This window comes from Plantactinospora sp. KBS50 (genome assembly GCF_002285795.1).
Taxonomy (GTDB): domain Bacteria; phylum Actinomycetota; class Actinomycetes; order Mycobacteriales; family Micromonosporaceae; genus KBS50.
In genome coordinates this window covers 5,741,420-5,757,319 of record NZ_CP022961.1, presented here as the reverse complement: position 1 = coordinate 5,757,319, position 15,900 = coordinate 5,741,420, and the positions used below count along the sequence as shown (strand labels likewise).

Sequence of the window (15,900 nt, the reverse complement as noted above, 5' to 3'; positions counted from 1 at the left end):
AACCCGAGCGTACCGGCAGTGGGGGTGCTTCCGGTGCCTGCATGGCCGAGACCGGCCGGGGGCAGGCGGTTTTCCGGTCGGCGACCGCCGGGCCGGCGCAGGTTTCGGGACATCGGTGGCGATGATTGAGTTCCACGTCACAACTGGCAACTGCCGGGCCGATCGACGACTGGCGGGACGCCCGGGTCCGCCGGGGCGGCGGGGACCGCCGGGTCGGAGAGTGACCACTGAGCGCCATCGGGTCGCTCGACACCGGTGGGCCGGTCGGTGCCGGAGGGGCCTAACGCCGATATTTGCGTGAAACTGCGCGAGGTTGCGGAGAAAAGATCGCCTGATGGCAGCGGTGCCGAAGCTTGTGCAGTTCTTCACAACTGGTCTCGCTGCTTGGATCGGTTAGTCGGTTTACGCTGACGGGAACTCCCAGGTGCCACAAGGCGTTGCGGTTCCCGCCCCGCCGGTGTTGCCGCACCCTTCATATCGGTCAGCGTCGACCATAAGGAGAAAATCATGGCCGCTCCGGCTGCGATTCGAGGTCTCGATCAGGCTCCGACGGAACACCCCAGGCTACTTGCCTGGGTACGCGAAGTCGCCGAACTGACCACACCGGACGAAGTGGTGTGGGTCGATGGATCTGATGCGGAATGGGAGCGGCTCACCGACGAACTCGTCGATTCTGGGACGCTGTTTCGGCTCAATCCGGACAAGAAGCCCAATTCATTCTGGGGCCGTACCGATCCCGGTGACGTGGCCCGGGCCGAGGACCGCACCTTCATCTGCTCGGTCGACGAGGCCGACGCCGGACCCACCAACAACTGGATGGACCCGGCCGAGATGAAGCAGACGATGACGGAGCTGTACCGCGGCTCCATGCGTGGGCGCACGATGTACGTGATCCCGTTCGTGATGGGTCCGCTCGAGGCCGACGAGCCGATGTTCGGCGTCGAGATCACCGACAGCGCGTACGTGGTCACCTCGATGCGGATCATGACCCGGATGGGCCGCCGGGTGCTGGAGGGCATGGGGACGGACGCCGACTTCGTGCACGCGCTGCACTCGGTGGGCGCGCCGCTGGAGCCCGGCCAGCCGGACGAGGCCTGGCCGTGCAACCAGACCAAGTACATCTCGCACTTCCCCGAGACCCGGGAGATCTGGTCCTACGGCTCCGGGTACGGCGGCAACTCGCTGCTGGGCAAGAAGTGCTACTCGCTGCGCATCGCCAGCGTGATGGCCCGGGACGAGGGCTGGCTGGCCGAGCACATGCTGATCATGAAGCTCACCTCCCCCGAGGGCGGGTGCACTACATCGCCGGTGCCTTCCCGTCGGCGTGCGGCAAGACCAACCTCGCGATGCTGGAGCCGACCATCCCCGGCTGGAAGGTCGAGACCATCGGCGACGACATCGCCTGGATGCGCTTCGGCTCCGACGGCCGGCTGTACGCGGTGAACCCCGAGTACGGCCTGTTCGGCGTGGCGCCCGGGACCGGTTGGAAGACCAACGCCAACGCCATGCGCACAATGGACCGGGGCAACTCCATCTTCACGAACGTCGGGCTCACCGACGACGGTGACGTCTGGTGGGAGGGCATGGGCGAGCCGCCCGAGCACCTGATCGACTGGAAGGGTCGGGACTGGACGCCGGACAGCGACGAACTCTCCTCGCACGCCAACAGCCGGTTCTGCACGCCGATCATGCAGTGTCCGATCGTGGCCGAGGAGTACAACGACCCGAACGGCGTGCCGATCGACGCGATCCTGTTCGGTGGCCGCCGCCGGGACACCATCCCGCTGGTCACCGAGGCCCGGGACTGGGTGCACGGGGTGTTCATGGGCGCCACGCTCTCCTCGGAGACCACCGCCGCGGCGTCCGGCCAGGTCGGTGTCGTCCGCCGGGACCCGATGGCGATGCTGCCGTTCATCGGGTACCACGCCGGGGACTACTTCCGGCACTGGATCGAGGTGGGCAAGGGCATCGACGGCGACGCCGCCAAGCTGCCGAAGGTCTTCTACGTGAACTGGTTCCGCAAGGACGCCGACGACAACTTCCTCTGGCCGGGCTTCGGCGAGAACTCCCGGGTGCTCAAGTGGGTCGTGGAGCGGGTCGAGGGCGGCGGCCATGCCGTCGAGACCCCGATCGGGTACGTCCCCGCCACCGGCGCCCTGGACACCGAGGGTCTGGACTTCACCGAGGAGGACATGCGGATCGCCACCAAGGTGGACGTGCAGGAGTGGCGCAACGAGCTGCCGCTGATCACCGAGTGGTTCGAGAAGATCGGCGACAAGCTGCCCGGCGTGCTCTGGGCCGAACTGGACGCACTCAAGGCGCGGCTGGACGCCGAGGCCAGCCGGATCGGCGCCGAGCCGGTCTCCGCGGAGGCGCCGCGGGCGCGCTGACCGACCCGGGGACACGCCCCGGTGGTGCAGGTGTGTGTCCGGCTCCGGTCGGGCATCATCAGAAACCATGACGACGACGGCCGCCGCGACCCAGGTCCGGCGGCCGTCGGCCGTCCGCACCCTGGTCGCGCTCCTCTACCTCACCGCCGCCGGCTGCGTCGCGGTCGAGCTGATCAACTTCTGGTACGCCCCGGAGGCCGGTTACGGGCTGGCCGTGCGGACCGGTTGGGCGGTGCTGCGGTCGCTCGGCTTCCTCGTGCTGGTCTGGCACGTGCACCGCGGACGCGCGGCGGCCCGACCGTTCGGGCTGATCCTCGCGGTCACCACGGTCTTCGCCGTGGGCCGGTTGCTGGTGCCCCGTTCGGGCGTACCGCCGCTGCCCGGCGCGGTCGGGTTCGCCCTGCTGGCCGCGGCCTGCGGCGCGGTGGTCTGGCTGCTGCACCGGTCCCGGCCGGTGCGCGGGTACCTGGTCCGGCACCCGGGCCGGCTGATCATCGACCGGGACGGGATCTCCTGGCGGGAACAGGCGCCGCGCCGGGCCGCGCCGACCGGCTGGCTGCTCACCACCCGGGTCGCCGCGTTCACCTGCAGCCCGCTGATGCTGGTGCCGGCCGCGGTCGCGCTGGGTCGGGTGTTCGACGGCGTCGCCGCGCTGCCGCTGCTGCTGTTCTGGTTCGCCGCCGGCATCGGCACCTCGTACGCGGTGCTGTTCTGCACCTTCTTCCTGCTCCGTGGCCGGTCCTGGGCGGCCCGCGGGCTGATCGCGGTCACCCTCGCCGTACTCGCCGTCGACCTGCCGCTGTGCTGGGCGCTGCTCGGGGCGGACGGCCTGGTCCGGGACGGCGGCCCGCTGGTGGCGGCGGCGTTGATCGCGCTGTGGGGGCTGTGGCGTTCCGGCGCCCTGGCGCGCCGGACGGCGGCCGGGAGCCGAGCGCGGGCCGGGACCCGACCGGACGCCGGGACCCGAGCGGACGCCGCGACCCGAGCGGACGCCGGCGACCGAGCGGACGCCGCGACCCGACCGGGGACGGCCGGCGCCGAAACCTCCGGCGCGGTGCGGGGCTGACATGGACCGGTACGACGTGGCGGTGGTCGGCGCGGGGCCGGCCGGTGCGGCGGCGGCGCTGGGCGCCCGGCGGGCCGGGGCCAGCGTGCTGCTGCTGGACCGGCACGCCTTCCCCCGGGACAAGGCGTGCGGGGACGGCATCGCCGCGCACGCGTTGGACGTGCTGACCGAGTTGGGCGTGCCGGACGCGGCGGCCGGGTTCGCGCCGGTGCCGGTGCTGCGGCTGGTGGCACCGGGCGACGTGACCGTGGCCCGGGCGTTGCCCCGGCCCGCGTACACGGTGCCCCGGCGGGTCTTCGACGCCCGGCTGGTGGCCGCGGCGGTCCGGGCCGGCGCCGAGTTGCGGCGCCACCAGGTCCGCCGCCTGGAGCCGCGGGCCGGCGGCGTCCTGCTGGACGGGTCGCTGTTCGCCGCCGCCGTGGTGGGTGCCGACGGCGCCGGCTCGCTGGTCCGGCGGACGCTCGGGCACCGGGCCAACCCCGACCGGCACCTGGCGTTGGCCATCCGCGGGTACGCCCCGGCCGACGCCGGGCCGGTCGAGCAGCGGATCGTCACCTCGCAGTCGCGCTGGCCGGCGTACGCCTGGTCGTTCCCGGTCGGCTGGTGCGGTCCGGCGGACCGGCGACCGGCCGGCCTGCGGGACTCCGACGGCGGCGCGAACGTCGGGTACGGGGAGGTGTTGCGGGGTACGGCGCTGAGCCGGCGGTACCTGCTGGACCGGTTGGCGGAGCTGCTGCCCGAACTGGACCCGGCCGGGGTGACCGAGCTGCGGGCGCACCACCTGCCGCTGTCCACCCACCGGCCCGGTCCGGGCCGCGGCCGGATCGTGCTGGCCGGCGACGCGATGTCCATGATCAACCCGTTCACCGGCGAGGGAATCTTCTACGCCCTGCTGTCCGGCATGCTGGCCGGGACGGCGGCGGCCACCGAGCCGGCCGGGGCCGCCGACCGGTACGCCACGGCGCTGCGCCGCCGGTTGGGCCGGCACCTGCGGCACAGCTCGGCCGGGGCGTTCCTGGCCCGCCGGCCCGCTGTGGTGGACGCCGCCGTGTGGGCGGCCCGGCGCGACGGCCGCAGCTTCGACACGATCGCGGAGCTGGGGCTCGGCGAGGGCCTGCTGGACGCGCGGACCCTGGGCATGATCGGGCTGGGGCTCGCCCGCCGGGCAAGGCGCGATGCGGCTGGCGCGAGTGGTTAGTCTGCAAGGGATGACTCTGCGGACTTTGATCTACTCCCTCTACGAGCGGCGGCTGCGGGCGAAGTTGGCCGGCAAGCCGGTGCCCCGGCACGTCGGGGTGATGTGCGACGGCAACCGCCGGTGGGCGCGGGAGATGGGGTTCGTCGACCCGAACGACGGCCACCGGGTCGGAGCCGCAAAGATCAAGCACGTCCTCGGCTGGTGCGACCAGGCCGGGGTCGGCCATGTCACGCTCTACCTGCTGGCCACCGACAACCTGCGCCGGCCGGCCAGGGAACTCGATCCGCTGTTGAAGATCATCGAGGATCTGGTGGTCGAGCTGGCCGAGGCGGGCAACCCGTGGCGGCTGCGCATGGTGGGCGCGCTGGACCTGCTTCCGGCGCAGACGGCGACCGCGCTGAAGGCGGCCGAGGAGCGCACCCGGGACCGCGCGGGCGGCGCGCAGGTCAACATCGCCGTCGGGTACGGCGGCCGCCGGGAGATCGCCGACGCGGTGCGTTCACTGCTGCACGAGCACGCCGCGGCCGGCGGCACCATCGAGGAACTGGCCGAGGTGCTGGACGTCGAGCACATCGCCGAGCACCTCTACACCCGCGGCCAGCCGGATCCCGACCTGGTCATCCGCACCAGCGGCGAGCAGCGGCTCTCCGGGTTCCTGCTGTGGCAGTCGGCGCACTCGGAGTTCTACTTCTGCGAACTCAACTGGCCGGACTTCCGGCACGTGGACTTCCTCCGCGCGCTGCGCTCGTACGCCAACCGCCAGCGCCGGTACGGCGCCTGAGCCGCCGGCGCGCGGGCTTCGTCAGAGCCGCCCGCGCCTGAGCCGCGCCTGAGCCGCCCGCGTGCGGGCGGCCTCGTCAGGGCGGGTTGTCAGGGCGGGTTGTCAGGGAAACCGGTGCACGGCCTCGGTGAGGAAGTCGCCGAGCGCCTCCGGCGAGGAGATCGTCAGGTCGGCCGCGGTGGAGACCTCCTGCCCGGTCTCCGGGTTCGCCACCGCGACGCAGACGCCGAGGAACCTCGGGTCCTCGGCCTCCCTGGCGCGCAGCGCGGCGAACGCCTTGATGTCCGAGACGTCGTCGCCGAAGTACCAGGCGCAGCCCACGTCACGGACCGCCTCGCCGATCACCATGCCCTTGTCCCGGTCGACCGGCGGCTTCAGTTCGAGGACCATCCGTCCGCTCTGCACCTTGAGCCCGAGTTCGTCGGCGCGAGCCCGGCCCCACGACTCGATCTGCTCGGCGAGCTGCGGCGCCGTGCGGTAGTGCAGCGCCACCGAGAGCCGCTTGTACTCGACCAGGGCACCCGCCGGCAGGTCGGCGCGGGCCCGGTCGGCCAGTTCCGCCATGGTGGGCACCCACGGCACGGCGGCCGGCTCGGTCACGGTCTCCCCGCCGTTGTGGCAGTGCTCCAGCCCGTACAGGCCGTAGAGGTCGACGTGGTGCAGCGCCGAGAAGTGGTCCCGGAGGAACTCCACCGGCCGGGCCGAGACGATCGCGATCCGGCGTACCTTGCCCGCCAGCGCATCGATGGCGCTGAGCACCTTCGGGGCCGGCTGGACGGCGGTCGGGTCATCTTGGACCGGCGCCAGTGTGCCGTCGAAGTCGAAGAACAGGACACATTCGGCGGGGCGGTCCAGCGTTGCCCGCCAGGCCTCGTTCGCGGTGAAGGGTCGGCTGGGGCGCTGGTCACCCTGGGAAAACGGCGGCACGCGCGTCAGCGTACCCCGGCCGGCGGAGCGCGAGATGACGAGCCGGAGAACGGCTTGCGGACCCGGAACCGGCGCCGCGGACGGCGCCGGCCCGGCTATTCGTCGCTGCCGATCATCGCCTTCCGCCCGCGTGCCCGGGGCGAGATCGGCACCACCGCGCCGTCCCGACCCTGGCCGAGCAGGTAGCCCTCGACGAAGCCGGCGTTGCGGTCCCCGACGGTCGCGTCCAGGTCGTTGAGCCGGGCCACGAGGAACTCGGTAAGCGCCGTCACCCGCCCGTTGAGCCGCTCGTGCAGGTCCGCGACGAACGCCAGCACGCTGGCCCCGGTCGCGGTGGCCACGGCGAGCAGGTTGACCAGATCGGGGGCGGCCGTGCCGTCCGTGGTGCCCGTGACGATGTTGGCGGTCACGCAGAGGGTGATCGACACGGCGGCCACCAGGACCGCCGTCCACTTCAGGGTCATGTCAGACCCCTCCTTCTGTCCCGCAGGGCTTGGGGCCGGTGGCGTCCGGATCCGCTCGGCAAGCGGGTCCGGGGCGCGGCCCCGGTTCGGCTTTGTCCCGTCCCCCCGCCGACGACGAGCCCAAGCAGTACGAAGAGGCACGTTAGCCTCCGGGTTCCGGGAACGTGCCCGGTACAGATGAGACGGAGGTCCATTCTCGCGCCATCTGTTTAACTAGACCACCCGTTTCCGGCTATTCTGCTCGTACGTGGTGAGAGATGGGCGATACGCGAGATACCGAATGGTTTCTCGGATGTGGAACTTCTCCGCGTCGGAGACCTCGGGATCCACCAGCCGCCGCAGCAGCGCCTCCACGTCCGGGTCCATCGCCGGCGCGGCCCGGTCCGGTCGCGGCGGCGCCGTCCGGTCCCAGCCGAGCACCGCGAACGCGGCCGTCGGTTGCAGGTCGAGCCCCTCGCAGAAGGCGATGACCCGTTCCGGTTCCGGGTCGCTCACCCACTCGCCGCGCACCCATCGGTTGATGGTCTGGCGGGATACGCCTGTTCGCCGTGCGACCTCCGTGCCGGTCCAGGCGCGGGTCGAACGGGCCTCGTCGAGGGCGCGCCGGACGAACGCTGCGAACGCGACCTTGCGGCCCTGGGCGTGGTGGGGCATCAGGTGACGGTACGGCCGCGGCGCCGTACCCGCAGCGACCCTTGTCTCGTTGTCTTGTGTGCGTGACATGGGGAGGTCAACTTTCGGCCGTCGCATTTCCGCCGGTGAATACTCTTTTCACCCGGGAAGGATAGGCTTCCTGCCGGACGGGTGGAATCACACGAAAAGCTGATGGTGTCACGTTCGCGAGACGCTCTACCGTGTGCCACGTGACGGAGGACCCCGCGTGGCCGGTCACCTTCGAGGGGGCGGGAGCCAGTGACCGAACTCGCCACCCGGGCCGAGACGTTCGGCCTGGTCACCAGCGGCGTCGCCGCCGGTCTGATCCCGCCCTGGCGGGTCTATCTCGCCCGCGGCCGGCGGTACCTGTCGCTCAGCGTCGGGGATCGGGCCGAGTGGGACGCCTGGCGGACCCACCTGAACTGTCCGGAGCTGAGCGTGCGGGTCTACGAGGCGGGTGGCGAGATCCGGCGGGCCTCGGTCGCCGAGGTGGTGCTCGACGGCTGCCGGATCAGCGTGGAACTCGTGGAGGAAATCGGTACGGACGACCTCGACCGGCTGCTCGCCGCCGAACCGGATCCGGTGGGGGCGGGCACGGGAGGCCCGGGGGAGTCGGCGAGGCGGGCGGAGGACGCATGAGTGGACGGGCGGGCGGGCGCCGGGTCGGGGCGGCCGGATGAGTCCCTTTTTCGCCATCTTCCTGGTGCTGCTGCTGGCCTCGTCCAGCTACGCGGTCGGGCGGCTGCACGGGCAACTGAGCTACCGGATCGGCTACCGGTTCGGCTACCGGCAGGGCTACTTCGACGGCGACCGGGGCGCCTGGAACCGGCGGCGCCGCGAGGCCCAGGCCGCCATCGCCTCCGTGTTGACCGCGCCGCCGCACCGGCCGGTGCGGCGCGGCACGACCTACCGTGGCGCGGCCGTCGCGCCGGCCGTCGGTCCCGCCCGTTCCGTGCCGGACGCGCTCACCGCGCGGCACACGGCCTGACGGGCGAGCCGGTCCGCCGGCCGGGGTGTGCGCAAGGGGCACGCATCCCGGCCGCGCGGTCCGGACCTGCGGGGACGGCGATCCGCACCGGCGGCATCCGGCCGGTCGGGCACCGCGGGTCATCCGGATGGCGGCCACGATCAGGAGCCGCTTGTAGATCCAGCAGACAGCCCCTAGCGTTCTAGGCATGGCCCGGGGTCGTCCCGGACCAGCCGGTCGGCCCGGTTTCACATGTCTCGGGGCCTGCACCCGACCCCGTACGCCGGACGCCGGACGAGGCGGAACGCGGGTGGCCGGGTGCCCGCCCGTCGGAGCAGGCCTGTGACGACTCGTCCCACCCACTCCCCAGCCACCGCGGAGCCGGCCGCCGACGCAGTACGCCGGACCGGGCGGCGCGCCGCCCGGATCGCCGGAACCGCACAGCCCGACCCGTCCCGGGTGTACGTGCTGGACACCTCCGTGCTCCTGGCCGACCCCGCCGCCTTCCTCCGGTTCGCCGAGCACGAGGTGGTCCTGCCCCTGGTGGTCATCTCCGAGCTGGAGGGCAAGCGGCACCACCCCGAACTCGGCTGGTTCGCCCGGCAGTCCCTGCGGATGCTTGACGATCTGCGGATCAGGCACGGCCGCCTGGACCGACCGGTACCCGCGAACGACATCGGCGGAACGCTGCGGGTGGAGCTGAACCACACCGACGGCGGGATCCTGCCGCCCGGCTTCCGCACCGACAGCAACGACACCCGGATCCTCTCCGTGGCGCTCAACCTGGCCGCCGAGGGCCGACTGGTGACCCTGGTGAGCAAGGACATGCCGCTGCGGGTGAAGGCCGCCGCGGTCGGCCTGACGGCCGACGAGTACCGGCACGACCAGGCCAGCGACCCGACCTGGACCGGGATGGCCGAGCTGACCCTGGGCGACGAACGGATCGGCCAGTTGTACGCCGGCGAGCCGCTGGACCTGGACGAGGCCGCCGGGCTGCCCTGCCACACGGGGTTGGTCCTGCACTCCAGCGGTGGGTCCGCGCTGGCCCGGGTGCTGCCGGACAAGACCGTCCGGCTGGTCCGCGGCGACCGGGAGGCGTTCGGGCTGCGGGGCCGCTCGGCCGAGCAGCGGGTGGCCCTGGACCTGCTCCTGGACGACTCGATCGGGATCGTCTCGCTGGGCGGCCGGGCCGGCACCGGGAAGTCGGCGCTGGCGCTCTGCGCCGGGCTGGAGGCGGTGCTGGAGCGTCGCCAGCACAAGCGGGTCGTGGTGTTCCGCCCGCTGTACGCGGTCGGCGGTCAGGAACTGGGCTACCTGCCCGGCACGGAGTCCGAGAAGATGTCGCCGTGGGCGCAGGCCGTCTTCGACACGCTGGGCGCGGTGCTGCACGAGAACGTGCTGGAGGAGGTGCTGGCGCGCGGCATGCTGGAGGTCCTGCCGCTGACCCACATCCGGGGCCGGAGCCTGCACGACGCGTTCGTCATCGTCGACGAGGCGCAGTCGCTGGAGCGGGGCGTACTGCTGACCGTGCTGTCGCGGATCGGCCAGGGCTCCCGGGTGGTGCTCACGCACGACGTGGCGCAACGGGACAACCTGCGGGTGGGCCGGCACGACGGGGTGACGGCGGTGATCGAGGCGCTCAAGGGCCATCAGTTGTTCGCCCACGTGACCCTCACCCGGTCCGAGCGTTCGCCCATCGCCGAGGTGGTCACGGACCTGCTGGAGGACATCCCTCGGTGACGATCGGCGCCGGATTTGTCCCTGTTTGACCCTAAAAATCCCGTGATGGAGGTCACTTTTCGTCGCAACAATTTTCCCTCTGGCCCCAGCATGCGCAATCGTGTCCATCGAGTGCCCGTCCGGCCGGGATCGGTGGACACGATTGCCCTGCCGGATGGACGACACCGGCGGCGGCGTTCCCGGGCCGGGTCGCGGTCGGCACCGACCGAGGCGCTCGCGGCGTAGGATGCCGCCGGCACTCCGGCGCGCACGCCGCGTCCTTGCCCCCGACGAAGGGACCAGTTGGTGAGTCGGCTCATGCGCCGGTACGGCGTCCGGACCCTGTCGGTCGCCCTGCTGTCCGTGGGCGTGGTCGGAGGAGCCTACCTGGGCCACGACCGCGAGACCCAGCAGCACGACGTCAGCGTCCAGCGGGCGCTGGACGTCGAGAATGCGGAGCTGCGGTACCAGCACGACCAGTACGCGGCGCACGCGGAACGGATGGTGGCGCAGCGCCAGGCGGAGCAGGAGGCCAAGCGCAAGGCCGCGGAGGCGGCCAAGCTGGACGCCGAGCGCGCCAAGCGGGCGGCCGACGCCGTCAGCCGCAGGGAGGACCGGGAGAAGGCGAAGGCCGCCGCGGCCAAGCCGTACACCGGCCCGATCCCCGAATCCTGCAACGAGTACAGCGGCGTCAAGCAGACCGGCTGCGCCATCCTGCTCGACACCGGCTTCGACATCGACCAGATGCCCTGCCTGGACAAGCTGTGGACCAAGGAAAGTCACTGGAACTACAAGGCGTCCAACGCGAGCACCGGGGCGTACGGCATCCCGCAGGCCGTCCCGGGCAGCAAGATGGCCTCGGTCGCCGATGACTGGCAGACCAACCCGGCGACCCAGATCAAGTGGGGCCTGGGCTACATCAAGGGCCGGTACGGCACGCCCTGCGGCGCCTGGTCGCACTCGCAGAGCAGCGGCTGGTACTAGGCGTGTTTCATTTGTGAAACACGCCTGGGTGCCCTGGCGCCGGTGCGGCGCGGAAGACGGCTACGGATGCCGGGCGGGTCGAGTGTGACCCGCCCGGCATCCGCGTTTCCACCCTGGCGTACCGGGCCGGGTCGTGATAGCCAGCTAGCGTGAACCCGGAATACCCTCCCCGGAACAACGACGCCAGCCGGTTCGGCACCGAGGCGTTCTACGCGAGCCTCGGCCGTGCCTTCGTCGCGATGTGCGCGGTGATACCGCTGCTGTTCTTCATCGAGGCGGTGGACGTCTGGCTGGGCGCCGGTCTCGACTCGGCGGCCGGGATCATCCCGCGCCACATCGACGGGCTCGACGGCGTGTTCTTCGCGCCGTTCCTGCACGCCGGCTTCGACCACCTGTACAGCAACAGCGTGCCGCTGATCCTGCTCGGGACGTTCGTCCTGGCGGCCGGCGTCCGCCGGTTCCTCTGGTCCACCCTGCTGATCACGCTGGTGAGCGGGCTCGGGGTGTGGTTCACCGGCAACCCGCGGACCGTCGTGGTCGGCGCCAGCGGTGTGATCTTCGGGTACCTCGGCATGCTGCTCACCCGTGGTCTGGTCGAACGCAGCTGGTGGAACCTCGCGGTGGTCCTGCTGGTCGGCCTGCTCTACGGCTGGCAACTGGTCGGCGTGCTGCCCACCGATCCCCGGGTCTCCTGGCAGGGCCACCTGTTCGGACTGCTCGGCGGCGTGGCCGCGGCGATCATCTTCCGCCGGCCCGCCGCGCCCCGGCCCTAGGGAGCCGGCCCAGCGGGCCGGCCCAGCGAGCCGGCTCAGGGCCGCCGGCCGGTCCTGCGGCCACCCTCGCGCCGCCGGCTGACCGGGCGCAGCGCCGCCACCGCCACGGCGACCAGCGTGAGCGCCGTGCCGAGCAGGGTGAACGGGCCGGGCGGGCCGGACGCCGAGGGGGCGACCAGGTCCAGCAGCACGGCACCGACGACCTGACCGGCGATCGTGGCCAGTCCCAGCAGCAGCACGCCGGTGAACCGCACCACCGCGGCGGCCACCGCGATGAAGCTGATGCCGATCGGGCCGCCGAGATACAGCCAGGGCTCCGGCGGCCATCCGCCGACGGGCAGCCCGCGTACCGCGACGTCGACGGCGAGCGCCGCGAGCAGCGCGACCGTGCCCACCGCGAAGTTCACCGCGGTGGCCGTCAACGTGCTGTCGGAGGCCACCCGCACCTGCCCGTTCACGGCCTGCTGCCAGGCGATCCCCACCCCGCCCAGCACGGGCAGCACGGCCAGCACCAGCCGGCCGGGATTGCCGAGGTGGTCGCTCACCGCCAGCAGCACGGCCAGCACCGTGAGGACGGCCCCGAACAGCCGGACCGGGCTCAGCGGTTGGCGTCCGGTCGGCCCGACCCCGGCCCGGTCGACCGCCAGGCCGCTGGCGGACTGCCCGGCGACCACGGCCACCGTGAACACGGCGACGCCCAGCGCGCCGACAGTGAGGCCCTGGGCCGCCACCAGGAAGGCGCCGCAGAGCCCGCCCAGGCACTGCCAGGGCCGCAACCCTCCGTCCCGCAGGGCGGTGCGCAGCCGCCGCAGGCCACGCCGGCCGGTGGGCAGCAGCGGCACCCCGATCAGCAGGATCAGCAGGCCGGTACCGAACGAGACGACGGCCGCGGCGATGCCGTCGTGCAGCCGTACGCCCAACTCGCCGTTGATCCTGGACTGCGCGGCCACGGCGAGCCCGGAGACCACCGCGAGCGCCAGCCCGGTCATCCGCTGCCGCGCCGGGACCAGCGGCCCGAGCGCCGGCGCGGGTTGAACCTCCGCCCGGCTCACTCCTGCTCGGCCAGCGGGCGACCGTCGAAGTCGACCGCCGAGTACAGGGCCAGCTTCTCCAGCCGGTGATACGAGTCGATCACGCGGATCGTCCCGCTCTTCGAGCGCATCACGATCGACTGCGTGTACGCCCCGCCCGCCCGGTAGCGCACCCCGCGCAGCAGGTCGCCGGAGGTGACCCCGGTGGCCACGAAGAAGCAGTTGTCCCCGGTGACCAGGTCGTCGGTGTAGAGCACCCGGTCCAGGTCGTGCCCCGCGTCCAGGGCCTTGCGCCGTTCGTCCTCGTCCTGCGGCCAGAGCTTCGCCTGCATCACGCCGCCCATGCACTTGAGCGCGCAGGCCGCCGTGATGCCCTCCGGGGTGCCGCCGATCCCCATCAGCACGTCCACGTCCGACTCGCCGCGGGCGGCCGCGATCGCGCCGGCGATGTCGCCGTCGGAGATGAACCGGATCGAGGCGCCGGCCCGGCGGATCTCGTCGACCAGTTCGGCGTGCCGGGACCGGTCCAGGACGCAGACGTTCACCCCGGACGGGTCGGTGCCCTTCACCCGGGCGATCCGGCGCACGTTCTCGGCGACGCCGGCCTCGATGTCCACCACGTCGGCGTAGACCGGCCCGACGGCCAGCTTCCGCATGTAGAAGACGGCGCTCGGGTCGTACATGGCGCCCCGTTCGGCGACCGCCAGCACGGCGAGCGCGTTCGGCATGCCCTTGCTCATCAGCGTGGTGCCGTCGATCGGGTCGACCGCGACATCCACCTCGGGTCCGCTGCCGTCGCCGACCTGCTCGCCGTTGAACAGCATCGGGGCGTTGTCCTTCTCGCCCTCGCCGATCACCACGACGCCGCGCATCGGGATCGAGTTGATCAGCTTTCGCATGGCGTCGACGGCCGCGCCGTCGCCACCCTCCTTGTCGCCCCGGCCAACCCAACGGCCGGCCGCCATGGCGGCCGCCTCGGTCACCCGGACCAGATCCAGGGCGAGGTTGCGGTCCAGGTCCTGCGGGATTCGGGTCCGGGTGTTCGTCATGGCGGTTCCTCCTCGCGTCGTTGCGGGGCGCACCGGCGGTCGTTCTGCTGGCGCCGGCTCGGCCAGGGACGGCCCCGGCGGATGGCTCGGCCAGAGTTGTCCCTGGCAGGGTGCCCCGGTCAGGAGAACCTGGCCGGGTGGTGCCCGCCAGGAATCCTGACACGATGGTCAACTTTATGCCGGGTCGGCCCCCGGGGTGACGCAGATGGCGGTAACCTACTCCGCTCGGCGGTATTCGCCGCGGGGCTGGCAAGATGGTTGGGTGGACGCTGTTCAGCCTGCCGGTCCCGTACAGGTCGACCGGGCAGCAACCGACCCGATCCGCCCCGACCGGACCCCGCCGGCGGAAGCGGACAATGCCGACCGTGCCGAGGTGATCCGTGCGGCCCGGCGGTCGGAGCGCTCGCCGAAGGAGATGGCGCTCTCGCTGCTGGTGCTGCTGATCCCGATCGTGCTGTTCATCTCGTTCTACCGGGTGGTCCTCGGCGGCGACGAGCCGATCGCGGTGGACCCGGCGGAGTCGGTGGCCGCGGCGCGGGCCGCCAAGCTGTTCCCGGTCCTCGAACCCGGCTCGCCGCCGGATGGGTGGACCGTCGTGCGGTCCACCTTCCAGCGCGTCGAGGGCGGCGGCACGCTCCGGATCGGGTACGTCGTGGACGGCTCCGGCGTGCAACTGGTGGAGAGCAGCGTGCCGGCGGAGAAGCTGCTGCCGGCCGAGTTGGGCAGCTCGGGCCGCTCCGAGGGGGCCGTCGAGATCAAGGGTCGCGAATGGCAGTCGTACCCGGCCAGGCCCGGTGAGCGGGCGCTGGTGCTGCTGGAATCGGACCGGACAGTGATTGTGGTCGGTGTCGTCGGGGAACAGATACTCCGAGACCTGGTGGTGGTGCTGCACGGGCCGGGTCGCTGACCCGAGCGACGTGCCGGTGGGGCCCGTCGCCCCGCCTCCGGCGGCCCGGCCGCCGGACGACCACTGGAGGCCACGTGAACATCCGACGGTGGAGCGTCGTCGGGCTGACCGCCGCGATGCTCGTTCCCGGCCTTACCGCCTGCAAACAACCCGGCGCCGAGTCCGACGCGGAATCCTCGGCCACGCCGTCCGTGGGCATCGCACCGAGCGCGACAACGTCGGCCGCGCCGGGCGACGCGAAGCAGACGCTGCTCGACGCGACCCGGGAGATCGGCAACGGCAACTTCCGGTTCAGCCTCGACTCCGGCGGGACGACCGCGACCGGCACGGTGCACAAGCCGAGCCACAGCGCGCAACTGCACAGCGGGCTGGGCGACGCGACCTCGGACCTCGCGATGGACCTCGACCTGATCTACATCGAGCCGGACACCTGGGTGAGGGTCACCTTCGACGGCGCGGCGGCCGACGCGGTGCCCGCGCTGAAGCAGTACTCCGGCAGGTACCTGCACATCGACCCGGCCCGGGCGAAGGACAGCCAGGACCTGATCTTCAACTTCGACCAACTGGACCCGGCCGGCAGCGAGGGGCTGGCGCGGGCGGTGGTGAGCGTCGGGCAGACCGCCACCGGCCAGTACGCCGGCATCATCGACCTGACCAGGACGAGCGGGTCCCGGCTGGCCGATCAGGCCCTGGTCGCGGCGCTCGGCGACCGGGCCACCTCGGTGCCGTTCACCGCGATGGTGGACGAGCAGGGCCGGCTGACCAACCTGGCCATCCAGGTCCCGACCACGGCCCAGACCAAGGCGCGGGAGCTGAAGATCAGCTACTCGGACTACGGTGCCGCGACGCCGGCCCAGAAGCCCGCGGCGAGCGAGACCCAGGAGGCGCCGCCGGAGCTGTACCAGTTGTTCAACCGCTGACGGCGGTACACGGACGGCGGACGGCGGACCGGGCCGCGGACCCGGTCCGCCGTCCGCGTCGATGCCGGTC

15 protein-coding genes and 1 pseudogene are annotated in these 15,900 nt (G+C 72.2%); 11 read left to right on the top strand and 5 right to left on the bottom strand.

The genetic code is table 11. The features are described from left to right. Positions 1–507 precede the first annotated feature (507 nt). The 4 genes and pseudogenes from CIK06_RS24830 (at position 508) to CIK06_RS24815 (ending at position 5,435) form a co-directional block, all read left to right on the top strand. Positions 508–2,390 (top strand): annotated as a pseudogene (locus CIK06_RS24830) (phosphoenolpyruvate carboxykinase (GTP)). A 67-nt stretch (positions 2,391–2,457) separates the two neighbouring features. Beyond that, a complete protein-coding gene (locus CIK06_RS24825; protein ID WP_369916024.1) occupies positions 2,458–3,456 on the top strand; it encodes a hypothetical protein in 999 nt (332 codons plus the stop codon). A 1-nt stretch (position 3,457) separates the two neighbouring features. Continuing rightward, a complete protein-coding gene (locus CIK06_RS24820; RefSeq protein ID WP_095566833.1) occupies positions 3,458–4,654 on the top strand; it encodes an NAD(P)/FAD-dependent oxidoreductase in 1,197 nt (398 codons plus the stop codon). Positions 4,655–4,664: 10 nt separating this feature from the next. Next, on the top strand, positions 4,665–5,435 hold the full coding sequence (locus CIK06_RS24815; protein ID WP_095566832.1) for an isoprenyl transferase: 771 nt from the start codon (positions 4,665–4,667) through the stop codon (positions 5,433–5,435). 102 nt (positions 5,436–5,537) lie between these two features. Here CIK06_RS24815 and otsB read toward each other — a convergent pair whose 3' ends face one another. The 3 genes from otsB to CIK06_RS24800 form a co-directional block, all read right to left on the bottom strand. Next, on the bottom strand, positions 5,538–6,362 hold the full coding sequence (otsB, locus tag CIK06_RS24810) for a trehalose-phosphatase (RefSeq protein WP_095566831.1): 825 nt from the start codon (positions 6,360–6,362) through the stop codon (positions 5,538–5,540). A gap of 95 nt (positions 6,363–6,457) precedes the next feature. Further along, positions 6,458–6,826, bottom strand: coding sequence for a hypothetical protein (locus CIK06_RS24805; protein WP_095566830.1), 369 nt, complete (start codon positions 6,824–6,826; stop codon positions 6,458–6,460). Between the two features lie 213 nt (positions 6,827–7,039). Beyond that, positions 7,040–7,480 carry a helix-turn-helix domain-containing protein gene (locus tag CIK06_RS24800; RefSeq protein ID WP_095566829.1) on the bottom strand — a complete coding sequence of 147 codons (441 nt, stop codon included), beginning with the start codon at positions 7,478–7,480 and terminating at the stop codon, positions 7,040–7,042. A 258-nt stretch (positions 7,481–7,738) separates the two neighbouring features. Between CIK06_RS24800 and CIK06_RS24795 the strand changes: the two genes are divergently transcribed. The 5 genes from CIK06_RS24795 to CIK06_RS24775 all read left to right on the top strand — a co-directional run bounded on the left by CIK06_RS24795 (position 7,739) and on the right by CIK06_RS24775 (position 11,923). After that, on the top strand, positions 7,739–8,119 hold the full coding sequence (locus CIK06_RS24795; protein ID WP_095566828.1) for a hypothetical protein: 381 nt from the start codon (positions 7,739–7,741) through the stop codon (positions 8,117–8,119). 37 nt (positions 8,120–8,156) lie between these two features. Then, the gene (locus CIK06_RS24790) at positions 8,157–8,468 is read left to right on the top strand and encodes a hypothetical protein (protein ID WP_095566827.1); all 312 of its coding nucleotides are present in this window, start codon (positions 8,157–8,159) and stop codon (positions 8,466–8,468) included. Between the two features lie 321 nt (positions 8,469–8,789). Beyond that, a complete protein-coding gene (locus CIK06_RS24785; protein ID WP_095566826.1) occupies positions 8,790–10,187 on the top strand; it encodes a PhoH family protein in 1,398 nt (465 codons plus the stop codon). A 285-nt stretch (positions 10,188–10,472) separates the two neighbouring features. Then, complete coding sequence (locus tag CIK06_RS24780; protein WP_198348002.1) at positions 10,473–11,150, top strand: lytic transglycosylase domain-containing protein; 678 nt, start codon at positions 10,473–10,475, stop codon at positions 11,148–11,150. A gap of 149 nt (positions 11,151–11,299) precedes the next feature. Beyond that, positions 11,300–11,923, top strand: a complete 624-nt coding sequence (locus CIK06_RS24775) for a rhomboid family intramembrane serine protease (RefSeq protein ID WP_095566824.1) — start codon at positions 11,300–11,302, stop codon at positions 11,921–11,923. Positions 11,924–11,958: 35 nt separating this feature from the next. Here CIK06_RS24775 and CIK06_RS24770 read toward each other — a convergent pair whose 3' ends face one another. Further along, the gene (locus CIK06_RS24770; RefSeq protein WP_095568109.1) at positions 11,959–12,912 is read right to left on the bottom strand and encodes a DMT family transporter; all 954 of its coding nucleotides are present in this window, start codon (positions 12,910–12,912) and stop codon (positions 11,959–11,961) included. A 59-nt stretch (positions 12,913–12,971) separates the two neighbouring features. Then, positions 12,972–14,003, bottom strand: a complete 1,032-nt coding sequence (gene glpX, locus CIK06_RS24765) for a class II fructose-bisphosphatase (protein ID WP_095566823.1) — start codon at positions 14,001–14,003, stop codon at positions 12,972–12,974. Positions 14,004–14,376: 373 nt separating this feature from the next. On the opposite strand from glpX, the gene CIK06_RS24760 reads away from it, so the two are divergent. After that, positions 14,377–14,910 (top strand): DUF4245 domain-containing protein, encoded by a 534-nt coding sequence (locus tag CIK06_RS24760; protein WP_232533844.1) that lies wholly within the window; start codon positions 14,377–14,379, stop codon positions 14,908–14,910. A 74-nt stretch (positions 14,911–14,984) separates the two neighbouring features. Then, on the top strand, positions 14,985–15,830 hold the full coding sequence (locus CIK06_RS24755; protein WP_095566822.1) for a hypothetical protein: 846 nt from the start codon (positions 14,985–14,987) through the stop codon (positions 15,828–15,830). The last annotated feature ends 70 nt before the right edge of the window (positions 15,831–15,900 follow it).

Coding starts and splice junctions, on each gene's coding strand:
- CIK06_RS24825 (WP_369916024.1), top strand. CDS start 2,458: ATGACGACGACGGCCGCCGCGACCCAGGTCCGGCGGCCGTCGGCCGTC.
- CIK06_RS24820 (WP_095566833.1), top strand. CDS start 3,458: ATGGACCGGTACGACGTGGCGGTGGTCGGCGCGGGGCCGGCCGGTGCG.
- CIK06_RS24815 (WP_095566832.1), top strand. CDS start 4,665: ATGACTCTGCGGACTTTGATCTACTCCCTCTACGAGCGGCGGCTGCGG.
- CIK06_RS24805 (WP_095566830.1), bottom strand. CDS start 6,826: ATGACCCTGAAGTGGACGGCGGTCCTGGTGGCCGCCGTGTCGATCACC.
- CIK06_RS24800 (WP_095566829.1), bottom strand. CDS start 7,480: ATGCCCCACCACGCCCAGGGCCGCAAGGTCGCGTTCGCAGCGTTCGTC.
- CIK06_RS24790 (WP_095566827.1), top strand. CDS start 8,157: ATGAGTCCCTTTTTCGCCATCTTCCTGGTGCTGCTGCTGGCCTCGTCC.
- CIK06_RS24770 (WP_095568109.1), bottom strand. CDS start 12,912: ATGACCGGGCTGGCGCTCGCGGTGGTCTCCGGGCTCGCCGTGGCCGCG.
- glpX (WP_095566823.1), bottom strand. CDS start 14,003: ATGACGAACACCCGGACCCGAATCCCGCAGGACCTGGACCGCAACCTC.